This is a genomic window from Bacillus sp. C30, from assembly GCF_040838255.1.
Taxonomy (GTDB): Bacteria; Bacillota; Bacilli; order Bacillales; family Bacillaceae_G; genus Bacillus_A; species Bacillus_A mycoides.
Genome location: NZ_JBFPJH010000012.1, coordinates 1 through 20,342, shown reverse-complemented (window position 1 = coordinate 20,342; position 20,342 = coordinate 1). Strand labels below are relative to the sequence as shown.

The window sequence follows — 20,342 nt, the reverse complement described above, 5'->3', positions numbered from 1 at the left end:
ATGAGGCAAATACATGGAGCAATTTATATTTACATAACAATGTTTTTCGTGGCGATATCCTATGGATTAGGGCACGTGTATTCGCATCCTATACTAACTTTTTTAAGCGGAGCATGTATGGCGTTTGCGCTTCTTGTCCACCTTTTCTCAGTTTGGATCGTGAAATTTCAAATAAATATTAGTGAGATAGAAGAAGGCACTTTTTAAAGGGCCTTCTTTAATAAAAAGGTAGCGATCACGCTACCTTTTTTATTATTTCACAAATTGTAATTCTTTCGGGAATTTCGTTAAGATTTCTGATCCGTCTTTTGTGATGTAAATATCATCTTCAATACGAACGCCGCCTACGTTTGGTACGTAAATACCTGGCTCGATTGTGAAGACCATACCTTCTTTTAATAGAGACTCATTGCCTTCTTTTACATCTGGATATTCGTGTACGCTAATTCCAAGTCCGTGACCAAGGCGGTGAGGGAAGAAGTCTCCATAACCTGCATCTGCGATAACAGAGCGAGCGGCGTTGTCAATTGCACCAAATGTAACGCCTGGTTTACATGCTTCAACTGCTTGTAGTTGTCCAGCAAGTACAGTGTTGTAAATGCGAGTTTGTTCTTCAGAAATATCACCAAATGCTACTGTACGCGTAATATCAGAGCAATAACCTTCAATGATTACACCTAAATCAAATAGTACGAAATCGCCGCGTTTCATTTTGTTTGCACCTGGAATACCGTGTGGAAGAGCAGAGTTTGAGCCTGCTAATACCATCGTATCGAATGACATTTTATGGATGCCTTTTGTTTTTAATTCATGCTCAATAATTGCTAATACTTCTAGCTCACTACGATTTTCTTTAATTGCATTTACACCAACTTCAACAGCATAATCTGCCATTTTAGCTGCTTCACGTAAAATAGAAAGTTCTTTTTCGTCTTTAATTAAGCGAAGCTCGCGAACTTTCTCTTCAGCTGATTTGAAAGCTGCATTTGGGAATAACTTTGTTAATTCTTCGTAACGTTCTACGTTTAAATGTTCTTTTTCAATTGCAATTGCATTTGCATCAATACCACGATCTTTAATTGCTTTTGCAATCATATCCCATGGTCTGTCCGTATCAGTAAATCCGATAATCTCATGTGCCCAGCCAGCGTTACGTGCTTGACCTTCTTCCATTTTAGGACAAATTAAAATAGGCTCTTTTTCTTGGAATACAAACATACCAAGTAGTCTTTCATGTGGTTCACAGTGGAAGTTTGTCATGTAGAAGACGTTCGGTGTAGAAGTTAAGAACGCAGCTTCTACGTTTTTTTCTTTTAGCCATTGCATTAAATTTTCTAATCTAGCATTCATCGATTGGCACCCCCGAGATATTTAATTACAAATATAACTTTACATCGGAGGAAAGCGTTATGACAAGTAAATCGATGTTAGAAAAGACAGGGAATTGAGAAATCATGTAGAATAAAAAGTGAGAATGTGAATAGGGGAGGAATGTAATGATGAAAGTATCGTATCACGGGCATTCAGTTGTAAAGATTGAAACGAATGGAAAAGTTATTTTAATTGACCCATTTTTAACGGGAAATCCGAAAACAGATTTAAAGGCTGAAGATGTAAAAGTTGATGCGATTATTTTATCGCACGGACACGGTGATCATGTTGGGGATACAGTAGCGTTAGCAAAGAACAATAATGCGGTCGTTGTGGCACCGTTTGAATTAGCGACATTTTTAGGATGGCAAGGTGTAAATACACATCCAATGCATATTGGTGGTTCACATGAATTTGACTTTGGAAAGGTGAAATTTACTCAAGCATTCCACGGCTCTAGTTATATTGATGAAGAAAATAAGACGATTACATATACAGGTATGCCAGCTGGTATTTTGTTTACAGCAGAGGAGAAAACGGTATATCATGCAGGAGATACTGCTTTATTCTCTGATATGAAGTTAATTGGAGAACTGAATAATATTGATTTAGCATTTTTACCAATTGGCGGTAATTTCACAATGGGGCCAGAAGATGCTGTGTTAGCAGCAAAATGGATAGAGGCGAAAACAGTTGTACCGATGCATTACAATACGTTCCCAGTTATTGAACAAGATCCATATCAATTTGTAGGAAAGCTACAAAATTGTACAGGGAAAGTATTAGAAGCTGGAGAAAGTATTACACTATAAAAAAGAAACCCTTCATTTGAAATGACAAGTGAAGGGTTTTTTATGTGTGTAGTACAGTTTTTAAAGTCTGTATTTGTTTAGCTGATTCTTCTCGTTTTGTACGTGGCTGTTCGGGTGTTTCATTCAACTCCATTGCAACTTTTTTTCCATCTACGAAAGCTAAAAATACAGCACCTACAACCTCTAAAAATTTTTTCATAATGTATTCGCTCCTTTGTTTCATTTCTTGTCTTAATTGTATATTGAAGCGTCTGGACAAACTATCGAACGAGATGACAATACCATTACATTGTTGTAATAGAATGACTGGTGGAATGTAAGGGGTATTTTGTTGTAAAAAAAATGGTACAGGCATATAAAGAGAGAGTGTAACAGTTTTGAAAATATAGTATACTGAAAATACAACACATGAAGAATTTAGGGAAAAGAAAGTATGGTGAAACCATTTGGCTACCAAACATAATCAAATTTTAGAACATATTAATAGCCTGCCGGTAGGGCATAAAATTTCTGTGAGGCAAATTGCGAAAGATTTGAGTGTAAGTGAAGGGACAGCTTACCGTGCAATTAAAGACGCAGAAAATAAAGGATATGTTAGTACAATTGAACGTGTCGGAACAATTCGAATTGAACAAAAGAAGAAAGAGAATATCGAAAAACTGACATATGCAGAAGTCGTTAACATTGTCGATGGTCAAGTACTTGGAGGCAGAGAAGGACTACATAAAACATTAAATAAATTCGTAATCGGGGCTATGAAATTAGAAGCGATGATGCGCTATACAGAAGCAGGGAATTTACTTATCATCGGTAACCGTACGAACGCACATCAATTAGCACTAGAAGCTGGGGCAGCAGTGTTAATTACGGGCGGATTTGATACGGAAGATCATGTGAAGAAATTAGCAGATGAATTAAAGCTTCCAATTATTTCGAGTAGTTATGATACATTTACGGTCGCAACGTTAATTAACCGTGCAATCTATGATCAACTTATCAAGAAAGAAATTGTACTCGTTGAAGATATTTTAACGCCAATTGAAGAAACGTTATATTTAAAGCCAAATGATACAGTACAGCAATGGCATGCGTATAATGAAGAAACGATGCATGGACGTTATCCAATTGTTGATGAAAATAAAAAGGTGTTAGGTATTGTAACTTCAAAAGATATGATTGGTGTCGTGAAAGAAACACCAATTGATAAAGTGATGACAAAGCATCCAATTACGGTAAACGGAAAAATGTCTGTCGCAGCTGCAGCACGTATGATGGTGTGGGAAGGTATTGAGTTACTTCCTGTTGTGGAAGAAGGGAATAAATTGCAAGGGATCATTAGTCGCCAAGATGTACTTCAGGCGTTGCAAATGATTCAACGTCAACCGCAAGTTGGGGAAACAATTGATGATATTGTAACGAACCAATTTATGACGCCGAAAGAAGCGAAAAATGAGCATTTGTATCAATTTTCAGTGACGCCACAAATGACGAATTCAATCGGGACGTTATCTTACGGTGTATTCACAACAATTGTGACAGAAGCAACAAACCGTGTCATTCGTGCGCAGAAGAAGAGCGATTTAATTGTTGAAAACTTAACCATTTATTTCGTTAAGCCAGTTCAAATTGATAATGTTGTATCAGTTCATCCGAAAGTATTAGAAATTGGGCGTAAATTTGGTAAGATTGATGTAGAAGTGCATCATGAAGGTAATGTTGTCGGGAAAGCATTACTTATGGTGCAATTGATCGATAAATAAAAAGATGGAACAAATCGCTTTGGTTTGTTCCATCTTTTTTGTTTTATTGGGTTTGGAAGCTGTTGCTAAAGATGTGGAAGAGTTTTAGCGGGAAATATATGTAAGGAGAGATGATTGTATAATTAGAAAAAACAGAATATTAATTCGTTTAGATTGTATACTATGATATAATTAGATTGTAAGATAATGGATGTCGGAAGGGGGATGCAATATGTCATCAGAATTACTCTTTTTTGGTGGTATCGAACTCTTTTATTTCCTTGTGATGATACCAATTCAATACTTATACTTACAAGGATTAAATGAAAAAAAGAAACGAACAGGATTATCTCAGCAAGAACTATACAAACAGATGTCTTTTGGAGAAGAACAATTACATTTTCACGTGCAAGGTAATCCCTTTAATATACCATCTGCGTTTGTTGCATATATGATTTTGAAAGTGAAGGGACGTAAAAAAGCATCACAATGTTGATGCTTTTTTACGTTGTTTTATAAGATTCGGCTTCTTTGACTGCTAATGGTAGAAAATGTTTATATTGGCGGAATCCATTAAATGTACTCGCGCTGCCAAGTAAAATAAACAAAACACCAACGATAATGCGTGCAGTTGAAAGTTCTAAAAAGAATTGGTTTATCCCAAAGAATAGGACGAATAAGCCGAGTGCCATTGCGGATTTTCCTGAGAGCCAACCTTTCTCCATTGGACGGTTTGTACGAAAGAACTTTGTTTTGTAGAAGAGGTACAACACAAATGAGATGATAATACAAAAGACGAATATTGGCATAATACACGCTCCTATCGATTGGTATAAAAATAACAATTTAGAAAAAAGAAAAATCTAAACTTTCTAACTTTTATTATAAAGCAATTGTTCGCATGTATGAAATGTTTTCCGTTATAATGGGGGATAAAGTGAAACTTTAATTAGTGTGGGGAGATCCCACGTACTAATTATTAGCCCTCACCAATCGGGCTTTTACGTGCATCCAGGCTCCAAATTAATTTTGCCCCATTGTTTTTAATACTTTTGAGGTGGGAGTCTTACTACACGTTAATGCGGGATAAAATGAAGAAGTTGAATAAAAAGGAGATTATACATATGCATGAGCAAATTTTAGGAGCAATTAAAGAGTTTGATACAATTATTATTCATCGTCATGTACGTCCGGATCCGGATGCGTTAGGTTCTCAGTGCGGACTTGGTACAATTCTGCAAGAATCGTTTCCAGAGAAAAATATTTATATGGTTGGGTACAACGAGCCTTCTTTATCGTTTTTACGAGTAATGGATGATATTGAAGATAGTGTATATGAAGATGCACTTGTTATCGTTTGTGATACAGCGAATCAAGAGCGTGTTTGTGATCAGCGTTATGCAAAAGGAAAGATGTTAATTAAAATTGATCATCATCCGAATGAAGACCCGTACGGAGATATTACATGGGTGGATACGACAGCAAGTTCTACAAGTGAAATGATTTATGAATTTTACAGTTATGGAAAAGATAAAGGATTAACGATTTCAAAGGAAGCAGCTCGCCTTATTTTAGCGGGTATTGTTGGAGATACAGGTCGTTTCTTATTCCCAAATACAACAGCGAAAACACTTCGTTACGTAAGTGAGCTCGTTGACATGGATGTAAAATTCACAGATTTATACAATGAAATGTATAAAACGAAAGAAAAAATTGCTCGTTTAAACGGTTATATTTTACAAAACTTTACGATGGTAGAAGAAGGTGCAGCGTACATTAAATTAACGAAAGAGGTACTAGAAGAGTTTGATGTACTTTCTACTGAAGCATCTGGTGTTGTCGGAGCACTTGGTAATATTGATGGATTAAAGGCATGGGTTCTATTTTTAGAGGAAGATGATGTTATTCGTGTTCGTCTTCGTTCAAAAGGACCAGTTATTAATAAATTAGCAATGCAATATAATGGCGGAGGACATCCGATGGCTTCTGGTGCAAAAGCATCTTCTTGGGAAGAAGCAGATCGCCTGTTTGCTGATTTACGTGAGCTGTGTAAATAAGAAGTTGTATGTTGAATGAAAGAGAAGGAGAGGCGCTGAAGCCCTCCTTTTTTTATTTTTCTTTCTCTATATCAATGCTAATTTCAAGTACGGTATCAAAAGAGACTGTGTCTACTTTAAAGCGGTATATACGATCGTAATGTTTGTACGTTTTATTTTCGATGACTTTTTTGAGCAGGTCTTTATTTTTTGCGATGCTTTGAATGTTTTTCGTTAAAAGATGCTGGAGATCATTATGGATAGAAGTGGTCATGTTTTCAAGTGTAAGATTGTCTAAATCATATTTTTTTCGATTTATAATTTTTATTTTGATTTCTTGAATTGTTAAGAGCCGTTTATTTTCTGTGTTCAATTTCTCTTGGTCTTCGAGAAGGACGTGGAGTTTTGCTTCTTGTTTTTCGATAATTTCTTTTTGTTCTGCTATTTTGCTAGTTTGTTCTTCTTGAAAAACACCGTATATGTACAAAAAAACAAACCAGCTCAACACTCCTCCAACAGCAGCGCCAGCTAAAACTAAATACCACCTTTTGGCTGTATTGGCACTGGGTACTCTCATACATGTTCCTGTGTAAGCCATTTAATAATAATAAGACCAGTTTGCATACCGCCAGTTGCAAAAAAAATAAGGAGAATTTGTTTTACGATATCTTTCATATCTCCGCCAAAGAAGCTTCTTTCAAAGCTATAAAAGGTATCGAACGTTCCGCCAATTGCTGCAACGAGTGCCCAAATTCTTAAATTTTGGGCGAATTGATTAATATAAGTTAGAGTTGGTTTTCCGATGAGAAATGCACCAAATCCGCCAATTAATGAACCACCAAGTATAACTCCAAAGGCAATAAAATAACTAATAATAAGCAGAGAGAAAAAAGTATGTTCTCTTACATCCATCGTCATTCCCCTTTCTTCTTCATATATATGGACAAAGTATGAGAAGTATGTTTTGATTTCCGCTTTCCTCATCACCTATAATAAAAGTAGTCACATAGGTAAAGAGAGGGTACAACAGTGAAGTTTGTGCATTTACAATGTCAAACCGTTTTTAGTTTATTAAAAAGTGCTTGTAAAATTGATGAGCTTGTCATTCGGGCGAAAGAGCTTGGATTTTCATCGCTGGCCATTACAGATGAAAATGTTATGTATGGAGTTATTCCGTTTTATAAAGCATGCAAGAAAAATGGTATACAGCCTATTATCGGCTTAACAGCTTCTATTTTTAGTGAAGAAGAAGAAAGGTCTTATCCACTTGTCTTACTTGCTGAGAATGAAATAGGCTATCAAAATTTATTAAAGATCTCTAGCAGCATTATGACGAAGTCAAAAGAAGGTATCCCGAAGAAGTGGCTTGCTCATTATGCGAAAGGGTTAATTGCAATTTCACCAGGGAAAGACGGAGAGATTGAACAGCTATTATTAGAAGACAAAGAGAGTCTGGCTGAAGAAGTAGCTCATACGTACCAAAATATGTTCAGCAATTTTTATATAAGTTTGCAGCATCATGCAATTCAAGATGAACTGCTTTTACAAGAAAAACTGCCTGAATTTATTAATAAGGTAAACGTTCCAGTCGTTGCAACAAATGATGTTCGCTATATTAATCAAAGTGACGCACTTGTTCATGAATGTTTATTATCTGTTGAAGGCGGAACGAAAATGACTGATCCAGATAGACCGAGAATGAAAACGGATCAGTATTATTTAAAGTCATCGGATGAAATGGGAGCACTATTTTCTCATGCTGAGGAAGCGGTTCAAAATACAATAACAATCGCGGAACGTTGCCAAGTAGAAATTCCTTTTCATGTAAATCAATTACCGAAATTTCCTGTTCCATCTAACGAGACGAATGATACGTATTTGCGCCGTGTTTGTGAAGAAGGCTTGCAGAAACGCTATGGTACGCCGAAAGAAGCGCATATAGGACGTTTGGATCATGAATTAAATGTTATTTCTCGTATGGGATTTAGCGATTATTTCCTCATCGTATGGGACTTTATGAAATATGCACATGAAAATCATATTTTAACTGGGCCAGGCCGTGGATCGGCAGCTGGTTCACTCGTTTCTTACGTATTGGAAATTACAGATATTGATCCGATTGAATATGAATTATTATTTGAAAGGTTTTTAAACCCTGAACGTGTGACACTTCCAGATATTGATATTGATTTTCCAGATATAAGACGTGATGAGATGATTCGATATGTGAAAGATAAATATGGTCAGCTTTGTGTTGCTCAAATTGTAACGTTCGGAACTCTTGCAGCGAAAGCCGCAATTAGAGACATTGCTCGTGTAATGGGGCTCCTGCCAAGAGATATTGACATATTTTCAAAACTTATCCCATCAAAGCTTGGTATAACGTTAAGAGATGCATATGAGGAATCGCAATCGCTCCGTGAGTTTATACAAGGGAATCTGTTACATGAGCGTGTGTTTGAAATTGCAAAACGTGTAGAGGGATTACCGCGTCATACGTCTATTCATGCAGCTGGCGTTATTATGAGCCAAGAACCGTTAACGGGAAGTGTAGCGATTCAAGAAGGGCATAACGATGTTTATGTTACGCAATATCCAGCTGATGCATTAGAAGAACTTGGATTGCTCAAGATGGACTTTTTAGGCTTACGTAATTTAACGTTACTTGAAAATATTATAAAATTTATTGTTGAAAAAACTGGGAAACAAATTGATATAAGAAATTTACCTCTGCAAGATGAAAAGACGTTTCAATTGTTAGGAAGAGGGGATACAACAGGTGTATTCCAGCTTGAATCAGGTGGTATGCGAAATGTACTTCGTGGGTTAAAACCGAATGAATTTGAAGACATAGTCGCTGTTAACTCGTTATACAGACCAGGACCGATGGAACAAATTCCAACCTTTATTGAATCGAAGCATGGGAAAAGACAAATTGAATATTTACATCCGGATTTAAAGCCGATTTTAGAAAGAACATACGGCGTAATTGTATACCAAGAACAAATTATGCAAATCGCATCGAAGTTAGCTGGATTTTCGCTTGGAGAAGCGGATTTGCTGCGCCGTGCAGTGAGTAAAAAGAATCGTGATATTTTAGATCAAGAACGTAAGCATTTTGTTCAAGGTTGTTTGGAAAATGGATACAATGAGACATCTTCAGAACAAATTTATGATTTAATTGTAAGATTTGCGAATTACGGTTTTAACCGAAGTCACGCTGTAGCTTACAGTATGATCGGATATCAGCTTGCATATTTAAAAGCAAATTATACGCTGGAATTTATGACTGCGTTATTATCAAGTGCAATTGGAAATGAAGATAAGATTGTGCAGTATGTACGAGAAACGAAGCGGAAAGATTTTCACGTTTTACCGCCGTCTCTTCAGAGAAGTGGTTACAACTTCCAAATAGAAGGGAATGCGATTCGATATAGTTTACTTTCGATTCGGAATATCGGAATGGCTACCGTGACGGCATTACTCGAAGAACGAGAGGAAAAAATGTTCGAAGATTTATTTGAGTTTTGTCTTCGTATGCCATCAAAATTTGTAACAGAGCGAAATTTAGAAGCGTTTGTCTGGTCTGGTTGTTTTGACGGTTTTGGTGTTTCGAGGACGACGTTATGGAGAAGTCTTAAAGGAGCGTTGGAGTATGCAAATCTTGCACGTGATTTTGATTTAGGGGATGCTGTTCCGAAATCAAAATACGTACAAGGAGAAGAGCTATCCTTTATTGAACAGTTAAATAAAGAGAAGGAAGCACTCGGTTTTTATTTATCTAGCTATCCGACAGCGCAGTATGCGGAACTAGGAAAAGAATTAGAAATTCCATCTCTTGCTCAGGCGATGCGACATAAGAAAAAAGTACAAAGAGCGATCGTATATATAACAAGTGTGAAAGTTATTCGTACGAAAAAGTTGCAAAAGATGGCGTTTATTACATTCTGTGATCAAAATGATGAAATGGAAGCCGTTATTTTTCCAGAAACGTATATACATTTTTCAGACAGGTTACAAGAAGGTGCAATCGTTTTAGTTGATGGTACGATCGAGCAAAGAAATCATAAGTTGCAATGGATCGTGAATGGACTATATCCGCTAGAAGAAATGGCTGTTTATGAAGGGATGAAAGAAGCGTCTGTTTACGTGAAATTGCCGTCTCAATATGAAAAAAAGCTTGTAAATCAAGTTACGAAAATATTGTTTGATTATTCAGGTTTTACGAAAGTACTAATTTATTATGAAAAGGAACATAAAATGGTACAATTATCTCGAAGTTTATCGATTCATCCAAGTGAAGAATGTCTAGGAGCACTTCGTGAAATTGTCGGTGACGAAAATGTCGTTGTGAAAATATAATGGACAATTTCCCTACACTTCGATTATTATAGTAGTAGTGTTCGTGGTCAGACCACTTGGAGAAATTGATATCAGCAAGCATAATTTGAGGAGAGTGGATAGTTTGTCAACACTTCGTGAAGAAGCACTTCACATGCATAAAGTGCATCAAGGAAAATTAGAAACTGTATCAAAAGTAAAAGTAGAAAATGCAAAAGATTTAAGTCTTGCATATTCTCCAGGGGTTGCAGAGCCTTGTAAAGAAATTTATGACGATAAAAGTAAGGTATATGAATATACAATGAAGGGAAATATGGTAGCAGTTGTGACAGATGGAACGGCTGTACTTGGTCTTGGTAACATTGGACCAGAAGCATCTCTTCCAGTAATGGAAGGTAAAGCTGTATTATTCAAGAGCTTTGCTGGTGTAGATGCATTCCCGATTGCCTTAAATACAAACGATGTAGATAAAATTGTTGAAACTGTAAAATTAATGGAGCCAACTTTTGGCGGTGTAAACTTAGAAGATATCGCAGCGCCAAACTGCTTCGTTATTGAAGAGCGTTTGAAAAAAGAGACAAACATTCCAATATTCCATGATGATCAACACGGAACAGCTATCGTAACAGTAGCAGGCCTTGTGAACGCGCTGAAGTTAGTTGGAAAGAAAATGTCTGACATTAAAGTTGTCGCAAATGGTGCAGGTGCAGCAGGTATTGCAATCATTAAACTTTTATATCGCTATGGTGTACGTGACGTTATTATGTGTGACCGTAAAGGTGCAATCTATGAAGGTCGTCCTGTCGGTATGAATCCGGTGAAAGATGAAGTTGCAAAATATACAAATAAGAGTCGTATAGAAGGTTCTTTAGCTGACGTTTTACAAGGTGCGGACGTATTCATTGGTGTATCTGCAGCAGGTGCATTAACTGAAGAGATGGTTCGTACAATGAATGACGATGCAATTATTTTTGCAATGGCGAATCCAGTTCCAGAAATTATGCCAGAATTGGCAAAAGCAGCGGGCGCAGCTGTTGTTGGAACAGGTCGTTCTGACTTCCCGAACCAAGTAAATAATGTACTAGCGTTCCCAGGTATTTTCCGCGGTGCACTTGATGTACATGCGACACAAATTAATGAAGAAATGAAGATGGCAGCTGTACAGGCCATTGCAGAGCTTGTATCAGAGGATGAGTTGAATGCAGATCATATCATTCCAGCACCATTTGACGCGCGTGTAGCGCCTCAAGTAGCGGCTTACGTTGCGAAAGCAGCAATGGAGACAGGAGTAGCTCGCCGTCAAGTAGATCCAAATGAAGTCGCTGAGAAAACAAAACAATTAGCGCTGATTGGTAAAGAATAAGCGAGGAATTTCCATTGACATCATCAAATACAAAAGTATATCTCGAAATTGTAAAAAAAATCCGTTCCATTATGGAAGAGGATTGTTTAGTAGCAGGGGATCGTTTGCCATCTGAGCGTGAGTTAAGTTCACGCTTAAATGTTGGACGTTCCTCTGTAAGAGAAGCATTACGTGCGTTAGAACTGGTAGGATTAATTGAAACGAGACGTGGTGAGGGAACGTTTATTCGAAACTTTTACGATAACGGTCTTGTACAATTAATTGCTCCGTTCTTGCTGCAAGATGAGAAAACAATTCGTGATTTATTACAAACAAAACGATTGCTTGAGAAAGATATGATTCGACTTGTATGTAATTTACCGAAAGAAACGTTTTCTGAAGTACTAAGTAAATTACACCAAGTGCTTGAAGAAAATGAAAGCTCAATTCCGGTGCTTCATCAAACGTTCTTTAAAACAATTATTGAACAATTCAATAATTATTTACTCTATCGCATTTGGATGATCGTAAATGATTACGTTGCAACTCTTTCTTGTGAAGTTTCAGGAGATTCTATCGAAATGTATAGAAAGCTTTATGCTACTTTGGAAGTGAAACAAGAAAATGATGCGTTAAAAATTTACGATGAATTAGTAGAGAATATACAGTTTCACTCGTAATGTATAAAATTTGTCGAAATGACCATGACACGTTATGACAAACATTCTACCGCATAGCGGTTAAAGTTAAACGTAAAGAGAGAGGTTATTAGACAGATTGAGAAGATAAGGCTAACATCAAACATTGGTGTTAGCCCCATTTTCTTCTTACGCTAACCTTAGCTCTCAATGAAGGGGGTCAAATTGTGCTAAGAGATTTATTCGTGAAAAAGAAAAAGTACGCTGCAATACCTTCAGAACAAGTACGAAAAGATGTACCAGATGGCGTTATGACAAAATGTCCGAAATGTAAAAAAATCATGTATACGAAAGAGCTTCTTAAAAATTTAAAAGTATGCGTGAATTGTGGATATCATCATCCAATGAATGCATGGGAACGCCTTGATAGTATATTGGATGAAGGTTCATTTCGTGAGTATGACAAAGAGATGGTTTCACTAAATCCACTTGAGTTTCCGGGATATGAAGAGAAACTAGAAAACGATCGTAAGAAGACTAAATTGAATGAAGCGGTTGTAACTGGTGAAGGAACAATTGATGACATGCTTGTTGTTGTTGCAGTAATGGATTCTCGTTTTCGAATGGGCAGCATGGGCTCTGTTGTAGGAGAGAAAATTGCCCGTGCGGTTGAAAAGGCATACGACTTACAAGTTCCATTTATTATCTTTACTGCGTCGGGTGGTGCTCGTATGCAAGAAGGGATATTAAGTTTAATGCAAATGGCAAAAACAAGCGTAGCTTTGAAAAAGCATAGTAATGCAGGAGGGTTATTTATTTCTGTTATGACTCACCCAACGACGGGCGGGGTTTCAGCGAGTTTCGCTTCACTTGGTGATTACAATCTGGCAGAGCCAGGTGCACTTATCGGATTTGCTGGTAGACGCGTAATTGAACAAACAGTGCGTGAGAAACTGCCGGAAGATTTCCAAACGGCAGAATTTTTACTAGAGCACGGTCAATTAGATGCGGTGGTGCATCGTGATGATATGAGAGAATCACTCCGTAAGATTTTAGAAGTTCATCAAGGGGGGGAAATGGCTGTATGGCAGAGCTAGAATTTGAAAAACCAGTTGTTGAGCTAAGAAATAAGATCCGTGAACTGAAAGACTATACGAAAAACAGCCAGATGGACTTCAGTGAGGAGATTCGTATTTTGGAAGACAAGCTAGAAAAACTAGAGGAAGATATATACGGCAATATGAAAGTATGGGACCGTGTTCAAATTGCTCGTCATGCAGAACGACCGACAACGCTCGATTATATTGAGCACTTATTTACTAATTTTTTTGAATGTCATGGAGATCGCCTATTTGGCGACGATGCAGCGATTGTCGGCGGCATTGCGAAATATAAGGGGATGCCCGTAACTGTAATTGGGCACCAACGCGGAAAAGATACGAAAGAAAATATTCGTCGTAATTTTGGGATGCCTCATCCAGAAGGATATCGAAAAGCACTGCGTCTAATGAAACAAGCGGAAAAGTTTAATCGTCCCATTATTTGTTTCATCGATACGAAGGGAGCTTATCCTGGTAAAGCAGCTGAAGAACGTGGACAAAGTGAGGCAATTGCCCGTAATTTATTTGAAATGGCGGGTTTAACTGTACCTGTTATTTGTATCGTTATCGGTGAAGGTGGTAGTGGTGGTGCGTTAGGTCTTGGAGTAGGAGATTACATTCATATGCTGGAAAATTCCACTTATTCTGTTATTACACCAGAGGGTGCGGCGGCGATTCTTTGGAAAGATGCTGGTAAAGCAAAAGAAGCTGCAGAAGCGATGAAAATTACAGCATTAGATTTGAAAGAATTAGGTGTAATTGACGAAATTATTCCAGAGGCAAAAGGCGGAGCACATCGTAATGTTTTGAAACAATCAGAAAATATAGATTTAATGCTTAAGAAAACTTTTGAACAATTAAGCGGAATTTCGAAAGATGAATTAATCGAAAAACGTTATGAAAAATATATGAAAATTGGGCAAGTTTCGTTTTCAAACGCTTCCATTGGGATAAAATAAGAAAAGCGTGCGTTCCTCTTCGCGAATGCACGTTTTTATTATGAAAAGACACATCTTCTCCATTGTGTTTTTGTATTTTTTCGTGTTATTTTATTATAAGGCAAATAATCTTTATGAGGTGAGTACAAATGAAACGTATTGGTGTATTAACAAGTGGTGGAGATTCACCTGGTATGAATGCTGCCATTCGTGCAGTTGTTCGTAAAGCGATTTTCCATGATATTGAAGTATATGGTATTTACCATGGATACGCTGGTTTAATTTCTGGTCATATTGAAAAATTAGAACTTGGTTCTGTTGGCGATATTATCCACCGTGGTGGTACAAAATTATATACAGCAAGATGTCCTGAGTTTAAAGACCCAGAAGTACGACTAAAAGGAATCGAGCAATTAAAGAAACATGGTATTGAAGGACTTGTCGTTATTGGTGGAGATGGTTCGTACCAAGGCGCAAAAAAACTAACTGAGCAAGGATTCCCATGTGTAGGTGTACCAGGTACAATCGACAATGATATCCCTGGAACAGACTTCACAATTGGTTTTGATACAGCTTTAAACACTGTTATTGATGCAATTGATAAAATCCGTGATACAGCTACATCTCATGAACGTACATATGTTATCGAAGTAATGGGACGTCACGCTGGAGATATCGCATTATGGGCTGGTTTAGCTGATGGTGCAGAAACTATCTTAATTCCAGAAGAAAAGTATGACATGGAAGATGTTATCGCTCGTCTGAAACGCGGTAGTGAACGTGGTAAAAAGCACAGTATTATCGTTGTAGCTGAAGGTGTTGGAAGTGCAATTGACATCGGTAAGCACATTGAAGAAGCAACAAGCTTTGATACTCGTGTAACTGTATTAGGTCACGTACAACGTGGTGGATCACCAAGTGCACAAGACCGTGTATTAGCTAGTCGTCTTGGCGCAAGAGCAGTTGAATTATTAATTGCTGGTAATGGCGGACGTTGTGTTGGTATTCAAAATAATAAACTTGTTGATCATGACATTATCGAAGCGTTAGCTCAAAAGCATACAATCGATAAAGATATGTATCAATTATCTAAAGAATTATCTATCTAATCGGCTTAATGCCTTGTATTTGGGAACGGTTTCATAATTTTCGGAGGTGCAATATGCGTAAAACTAAAATTGTATGTACTATAGGTCCTGCTAGTGAAAGTATTGAGAAATTAGAGCAATTAATGGAAGCGGGTATGAACGTTGCTCGTTTAAACTTCTCTCATGGTAGCCATGAAGAGCATGGAGCTCGTATTAAAAATATTCGTGAAGCTTCAAAGAAAACTGGTAAAACAGTTGGTATCTTACTTGATACAAAAGGTCCAGAAATCCGTACACATGACTTCGTAGACGGACAAGCTGAGCTTGTAACAGGTGCAGAAGTAATTCTTTCTACTGAACAAGTATTAGGAACTGCAGAGAAGTTCTCTGTATCTTATGCTGGCCTTTATGATGATGTTGATCCAGGCTCTCGTATTCTAATCGATGACGGTCTTATCGAACTAGAAGTAATCGAGAAAGCTGACGGAAACATCCGTACAAAAGTATTAAACAGCGGAACTGTAAAAAATAAAAAAGGTGTTAACGTACCAAACGTAAGCATTAAGCTTCCGGGTATCACTGAAAAAGACGTGCAAGATATCGTTTTCGGTATCGAGCAAAAAGTTGATTTCATCGCAGCATCTTTCGTACGTAAGGCATCTGATGTATTAGAAATTCGTGAATTATTAGAAGGGCATAACGCTCAATACATCCAAATCGTACCAAAAATCGAAAACCAAGAAGGTATCGACAACATCGATTCAATCTTAGAAGTTTCTGACGGTTTAATGGTTGCTCGTGGTGATATGGGTGTAGAAATTCCACCAGAAGAAGTACCATTAGTACAAAAACGTCTAATCAAAAAATGTAACGTATTAGGCAAACCAGTTATTACTGCAACACAAATGTTAGATTCTATGCAACGTAACCCACGTCCAACTCGTGCGGAAGCAAGTGACGTAGCAAACGCAATCTTCGATGGAACAGATGCAATCATGCTTTCAGGTGAAACTGCTGCGGGTCAATACCCTGTAGAAGCTGTAACGATGATGGCTAACATTGCGGTACGTGTTGAAAAATCATTACAATATGAAGATATGTTCAAAAAACGTATTAAAGAGTTCACACCAACAATTACAGATGCAATTAGCCAATCTGTTGCGCACACAGCACTTGCTCTTGATGTAGCTGCAATCGTAGCTCCAACAGAAAGTGGACATACTGCGAAAATGATCTCTAAATACCGTCCGAAATCTCCAATCGTAGCTGTAACATCTGACGAGCAAGTAGGACGTCGTCTTGCACTTGTTTGGGGTGTTCAAGCGTTTATGTCTGAGAAACGTGCAGCTTCTACTGACGAAATGTTAGATACAGCAATTCAAACAGGTATGGATGCGGGTCTAATCGGACTTGGAGATACTGTAGTAATCACTGCTGGTGTTCCAGTTGCTGAAACTGGTACAACAAACTTAATGAAAATCCACGTTGTTGGTGAAAAAGTTGCTAAAGGGCAAGGAATCGGTCGTAAATCTGCAAAAGGTAAAGTAGTTGTAGCGAAAACAGCTGCTGAAGCTGTAGCGAACGTAAACAAAGGTGATATCCTTGTTACAACAAGCACAGATAAAGATATGATTCCTGCAATTGAAAAAGCTGCTGCTCTAGTTGTAGAAGAAGGCGGTCTAACAAGCCATGCAGCTGTTGTAGGTGTATCAATCGGTATTCCTGTTATCGTTGGTGTAAACGGCGTAACAACAACTTTAAAAAATGGCCAAGAAGTAACAGTTGATGCAGCACGCGGAATTGTTTATAATGGACATGCGGAAGTGCTATAAGAAGTAATACGGAGAGAAGGATCGGAGTCCTTCTCTTTTTTTTACACAAAAAAGGATAGAGATAGCTTTAAATACCTGAAATCGCTTTGAAAAACGTTTATTATAATGTTTAGTGGGAGAGGGTTATTTGTCCCTTGTGAAGCTTGTATGAGCGTTTTAAGGGGCTTATAAGGGGTTTTGCAAGGGTGATACTTTCAAACCTTTTAAATGAAATATGAAGGAGTGCGAGCTATGAAGTGGTTACTGTTCTTACTTATTTTAGTGCCGGCGATTGAGATTACGGTGTTAATAGGGTCGAGTCATGTAATAGGTTTATGGTCTACGTTCGCTATGATTGTATTTACGGGTATTGTGGGTGTATATTTGGCGAAACGACAAGGGTTTAAAGTACTTAGAGAGATTCAATTTAGGCTAAATAGAGGAGAAATGCCGGGTGATGCGGTTCTAGATGGTATTTTTATATTCGTAGGAGGTATTCTTTTAGTGCTGCCTGGATATGTGACGGATATAATAGGTTTTATCTTTGTTGTTCCTATAACGAGGGCTTTATTGAAGCCGGCTGTTATGAAGTGGATTGATTGGAAATTTAGAAAGAGAACTACTATTATTGTTCAGAAATAACGCGTAGATTATAGCGATCTACGCGTTATTTTTTTATTTGCCACTTATAGTCAATTGTTAGCTTCCTGATCGGGTTGGATTTTTGTTAGTTATTAAACGATAGGATGCAGAGGGTTCTTGTGAATGAAAAGTGTTACGTTAGGATGATGTTTTTTGCTTGTAGTAAGATTCGACTAGTGAGCAGAAGTTAGACAGGAGAAGAAAAATTACTGATTAAAGGGTTCATCTGCCTTGTTTTGTATATTCATTCATTTACATAAAAAGTAATAAATGTAATTAATAATTATAAAGTATATAGAATAAAAATGTATTTTTGTCCTAAAATATGCGTTTTTATGCAAAAAAATAAGAGGATTATCCTTTTTTAGGAAATTCTCTTATAGATGTATGTAGTACAAAAAAGTACAGTGAATAATCAGTGGGAATTTCCCACTGATTACAGTTGATTTTTTATTGTGTATGAATTAGGAAATATTATTTTGATGGTGAACCCTTAATGAATTTCCATAAGTCGTGGAATACATGAGCTTTGTGTAATGTATTAAGTAGTACTAATATGACTGGACCGATGATTAATCCTAAAAAACCAAAGAGCTTAAAGCCGACAAATAGAGCGATGAGTGTCGCTAATGGATCTAGTCCAATATTAGATGAAAGTACTTTTGGCTCCATGATTTGTCTTTGGACAATCACGACGATGTATAGGATGAGAAGACCGATGGCGAATGCAGTATCGCCTGTGAAAAATACGTATATAACCCAAGGAACGAAGACGGCTCCAGTTCCTAAATACGGGAGTAAATCTACAACCCCTGTAATAATCGCGATAGTAATTGCGTATGGCACGCGTAATATTAAAAGGCCGATTAGTACAATGATAGTTGTCATAGATACGAGTGTAAGTTGCGCTTTAACAAAACCAAACAAAGCTTTTCTTAAATCGACAAAAATAGTTTTTCCGTATCCATGCAAACGATTAGGTAGAAGTTTTCTTACTTTATGAGCAAGACGGTGCCAATCGTAACTAATGAAGAAGGTGGCTAATAAGACGAAGACAAGGACAGTTAAAGTTGTTGGTAATGCACTAATGAAATTTGTTAACCCACTTATAATGGCGGTTAAAAGTTCTTTCATTTGTGTCGTTGCTTCGGTGCCTAAGTTTTGAATGTTTTGTGTAATAGTGTATCGCTGTGGTTCTCCGAGATGATTAAATTTAGAGATTAAATCATCATAGAGAGGCATAATATGATTAAGTGCAAATTGTTGGGCGAATGCAACGATATCTGGAAACTTAACTGTAACAATTTGTAGTAAGTACGTTGTGGCAGATATTGCTTCAGTTACAAGGTATGTAACAAGTCCAACGATAGCTCCGAATACGAGAATTAAGCTAACGAGTACCGCTAATGCGCGAGGGAATTGTAGTTTTTGATTAAGGAAATTGACGACAGGATTAATCAAATAAGCGAATGCAAAAGCGATAATAAAAGGGTAGATAAGGCCTGACATGTACAGCAATGCATAGAACCCAACTACCGTTGCTACAATGACAAACATGAGTCGTAATATCATATATAGTAAGTTTCGGTTCAAAGATGTATACCTCCCATTCCAATTTGGATTATCCTAATTCGTTCAACTTATAACTAGTGAGATTCACTGATCAAAGTTTCACTTTATGTTATAGTGGAATGATGGATTTAGCCTGCTTCTGCAGCGGATTAATGACTACAGAAGCTTGTTGGTGATGCTTCTACTATATGGTAAAAACTTCATTTTCTCTCCTTTTTATTTTACCTGTTTCTTATTATAAAAGAAAGGAGAGACATCCGCTTTTAAATGTATATGCATGCTTTATTTTTTTCTGGTTAAAGTCTTGTTTGTAATTTTGAAATGCACATGAAAATCAATTTGTTTCTTTATTATAATTGGTAAATACGCATCGATATAGCATGTATAACGATAGGTTTAAAGGTATTTTTGTTTGGAAGCGAGTTCATTATTTTCAGAAAGGAAGTGCAAACATGATTAGTCAGTCAACGTTATTTTTATTCATACTACTTATTATAGGACTTATTGCTAAAAACCAATCGCTTACTGTAGCTATTGGAGTGTTATTCTTATTGAAGTTTACGTTTTTAGGAGATAAAGTCTTTCCTTATCTACAAACGAAAGGGATTAACCTTGGTGTAACAGTCATTACAATAGCAGTGCTCGTACCGATTGCGACAGGAGAAATAGGCTTTAAACAACTCGGAGAAGCAGCGAAATCGTATTATGCATGGATTGCTTTAGCCTCAGGTGTGGCGGTCGCTTTGTTAGCGAAAGGCGGCGTACAATTATTGACGACGGACCCACATATTACAACCGCACTTGTTTTTGGGACAATTATAGCTGTAGCTTTATTTAATGGAGTCGCTGTAGGTCCATTAATTGGGGCTGGAATTGCCTACGCAGTTATGAGTATTATACAGATGTTTAAAT

General features: G+C 37.2%; 20 protein-coding genes. 14 read left to right on the top strand and 6 right to left on the bottom strand.

Translation table 11 applies throughout. The features are described 5' to 3' along the window. On the top strand, positions 1-207 hold the full coding sequence (locus AB3X49_RS02940) for a hypothetical protein (protein WP_002088956.1): 207 nt from the start codon (positions 1-3) through the stop codon (positions 205-207). 45 nt (positions 208-252) lie between these two features. On the opposite strand, the gene pepQ is transcribed toward AB3X49_RS02940, so the two are convergent. Then, complete coding sequence (gene pepQ, locus AB3X49_RS02935) at positions 253-1,350, bottom strand: Xaa-Pro dipeptidase (RefSeq protein ID WP_367960419.1); 1,098 nt, start codon at positions 1,348-1,350, stop codon at positions 253-255. 149 nt (positions 1,351-1,499) lie between these two features. On the opposite strand from pepQ, the gene AB3X49_RS02930 reads away from it, so the two are divergent. Continuing rightward, positions 1,500-2,183, top strand: coding sequence for a metal-dependent hydrolase (locus tag AB3X49_RS02930; RefSeq protein ID WP_367960438.1), 684 nt, complete (start codon positions 1,500-1,502; stop codon positions 2,181-2,183). A gap of 40 nt (positions 2,184-2,223) precedes the next feature. On the opposite strand, the gene AB3X49_RS02925 is transcribed toward AB3X49_RS02930, so the two are convergent. After that, a complete protein-coding gene (locus AB3X49_RS02925) occupies positions 2,224-2,382 on the bottom strand; it encodes a hypothetical protein (protein WP_002088953.1) in 159 nt (52 codons plus the stop codon). Between the two features lie 247 nt (positions 2,383-2,629). Between AB3X49_RS02925 and AB3X49_RS02920 the strand changes: the two genes are divergently transcribed. After that, the gene (locus AB3X49_RS02920; protein WP_002088951.1) at positions 2,630-3,943 is read left to right on the top strand and encodes a CBS domain-containing protein; all 1,314 of its coding nucleotides are present in this window, start codon (positions 2,630-2,632) and stop codon (positions 3,941-3,943) included. Positions 3,944-4,154: 211 nt separating this feature from the next. Continuing rightward, positions 4,155-4,418 carry a DUF3949 domain-containing protein gene (locus tag AB3X49_RS02915; protein WP_367960417.1) on the top strand — a complete coding sequence of 88 codons (264 nt, stop codon included), beginning with the start codon at positions 4,155-4,157 and terminating at the stop codon, positions 4,416-4,418. Positions 4,419-4,425: 7 nt separating this feature from the next. On the opposite strand, the gene AB3X49_RS02910 is transcribed toward AB3X49_RS02915, so the two are convergent. Further along, entirely contained in the window at positions 4,426-4,731 is a 306-nt protein-coding gene (locus tag AB3X49_RS02910) for a YtpI family protein (RefSeq protein ID WP_002138595.1), read from the bottom strand. Between the two features lie 315 nt (positions 4,732-5,046). On the opposite strand from AB3X49_RS02910, the gene AB3X49_RS02905 reads away from it, so the two are divergent. Then, positions 5,047-5,979 (top strand): DHH family phosphoesterase, encoded by a 933-nt coding sequence (locus AB3X49_RS02905; protein WP_002160252.1) that lies wholly within the window; start codon positions 5,047-5,049, stop codon positions 5,977-5,979. Between the two features lie 52 nt (positions 5,980-6,031). Here AB3X49_RS02905 and ytrI read toward each other — a convergent pair whose 3' ends face one another. Beyond that, the gene (gene ytrI / locus AB3X49_RS02900; protein ID WP_002088948.1) at positions 6,032-6,535 is read right to left on the bottom strand and encodes a sporulation membrane protein YtrI; all 504 of its coding nucleotides are present in this window, start codon (positions 6,533-6,535) and stop codon (positions 6,032-6,034) included. Continuing rightward, positions 6,532-6,945, bottom strand: a complete 414-nt coding sequence (locus tag AB3X49_RS02895; protein WP_002015507.1) for a YtrH family sporulation protein — start codon at positions 6,943-6,945, stop codon at positions 6,532-6,534. Before AB3X49_RS02895 ends, ytrI begins: the two co-directional genes overlap by 4 nt. Before the next feature lie 42 nt (positions 6,946-6,987). Between AB3X49_RS02895 and dnaE the strand changes: the two genes are divergently transcribed. From dnaE to AB3X49_RS02855, 8 genes are all read left to right on the top strand, one after another. Next, entirely contained in the window at positions 6,988-10,320 is a 3,333-nt protein-coding gene (gene dnaE, locus AB3X49_RS02890) for a DNA polymerase III subunit alpha (protein WP_367960413.1), read from the top strand. A gap of 133 nt (positions 10,321-10,453) precedes the next feature. Further along, positions 10,454-11,662 carry an NADP-dependent malic enzyme gene (gene ystJ / locus AB3X49_RS02885; protein WP_161793975.1) on the top strand — a complete coding sequence of 403 codons (1,209 nt, stop codon included), beginning with the start codon at positions 10,454-10,456 and terminating at the stop codon, positions 11,660-11,662. Between the two features lie 14 nt (positions 11,663-11,676). Beyond that, positions 11,677-12,321, top strand: a complete 645-nt coding sequence (locus tag AB3X49_RS02880) for a FadR/GntR family transcriptional regulator (RefSeq protein ID WP_367960411.1) — start codon at positions 11,677-11,679, stop codon at positions 12,319-12,321. Between the two features lie 185 nt (positions 12,322-12,506). Beyond that, complete coding sequence (accD, locus tag AB3X49_RS02875) at positions 12,507-13,376, top strand: acetyl-CoA carboxylase, carboxyltransferase subunit beta (RefSeq protein WP_002015500.1); 870 nt, start codon at positions 12,507-12,509, stop codon at positions 13,374-13,376. Next, a complete protein-coding gene (gene accA, locus AB3X49_RS02870; RefSeq protein WP_000818787.1) occupies positions 13,364-14,338 on the top strand; it encodes an acetyl-CoA carboxylase carboxyl transferase subunit alpha in 975 nt (324 codons plus the stop codon). Before accD ends, accA begins: the two co-directional genes overlap by 13 nt. Positions 14,339-14,466: 128 nt before the next feature. Beyond that, entirely contained in the window at positions 14,467-15,426 is a 960-nt protein-coding gene (pfkA, locus tag AB3X49_RS02865; protein WP_002034288.1) for a 6-phosphofructokinase, read from the top strand. A 53-nt stretch (positions 15,427-15,479) separates the two neighbouring features. Next, positions 15,480-17,237: a pyruvate kinase gene (gene pyk / locus AB3X49_RS02860; RefSeq protein WP_002015497.1), complete on the top strand. Its 1,758-nt coding sequence runs from the start codon at positions 15,480-15,482 to the stop codon at positions 17,235-17,237. Positions 17,238-17,468: 231 nt separating this feature from the next. Beyond that, positions 17,469-17,858 carry an FxsA family protein gene (locus AB3X49_RS02855; protein WP_002088939.1) on the top strand — a complete coding sequence of 130 codons (390 nt, stop codon included), beginning with the start codon at positions 17,469-17,471 and terminating at the stop codon, positions 17,856-17,858. Positions 17,859-18,332: 474 nt separating this feature from the next. Here AB3X49_RS02855 and ytvI read toward each other — a convergent pair whose 3' ends face one another. After that, positions 18,333-19,451 (bottom strand): sporulation integral membrane protein YtvI, encoded by a 1,119-nt coding sequence (gene ytvI, locus AB3X49_RS02850; protein WP_002143350.1) that lies wholly within the window; start codon positions 19,449-19,451, stop codon positions 18,333-18,335. A 431-nt stretch (positions 19,452-19,882) separates the two neighbouring features. Between ytvI and AB3X49_RS02845 the strand changes: the two genes are divergently transcribed. Beyond that, positions 19,883-20,342: DUF441 domain-containing protein (locus AB3X49_RS02845; protein WP_000625507.1), on the top strand; the 460-nt coding region annotated here is incomplete at its 3' end.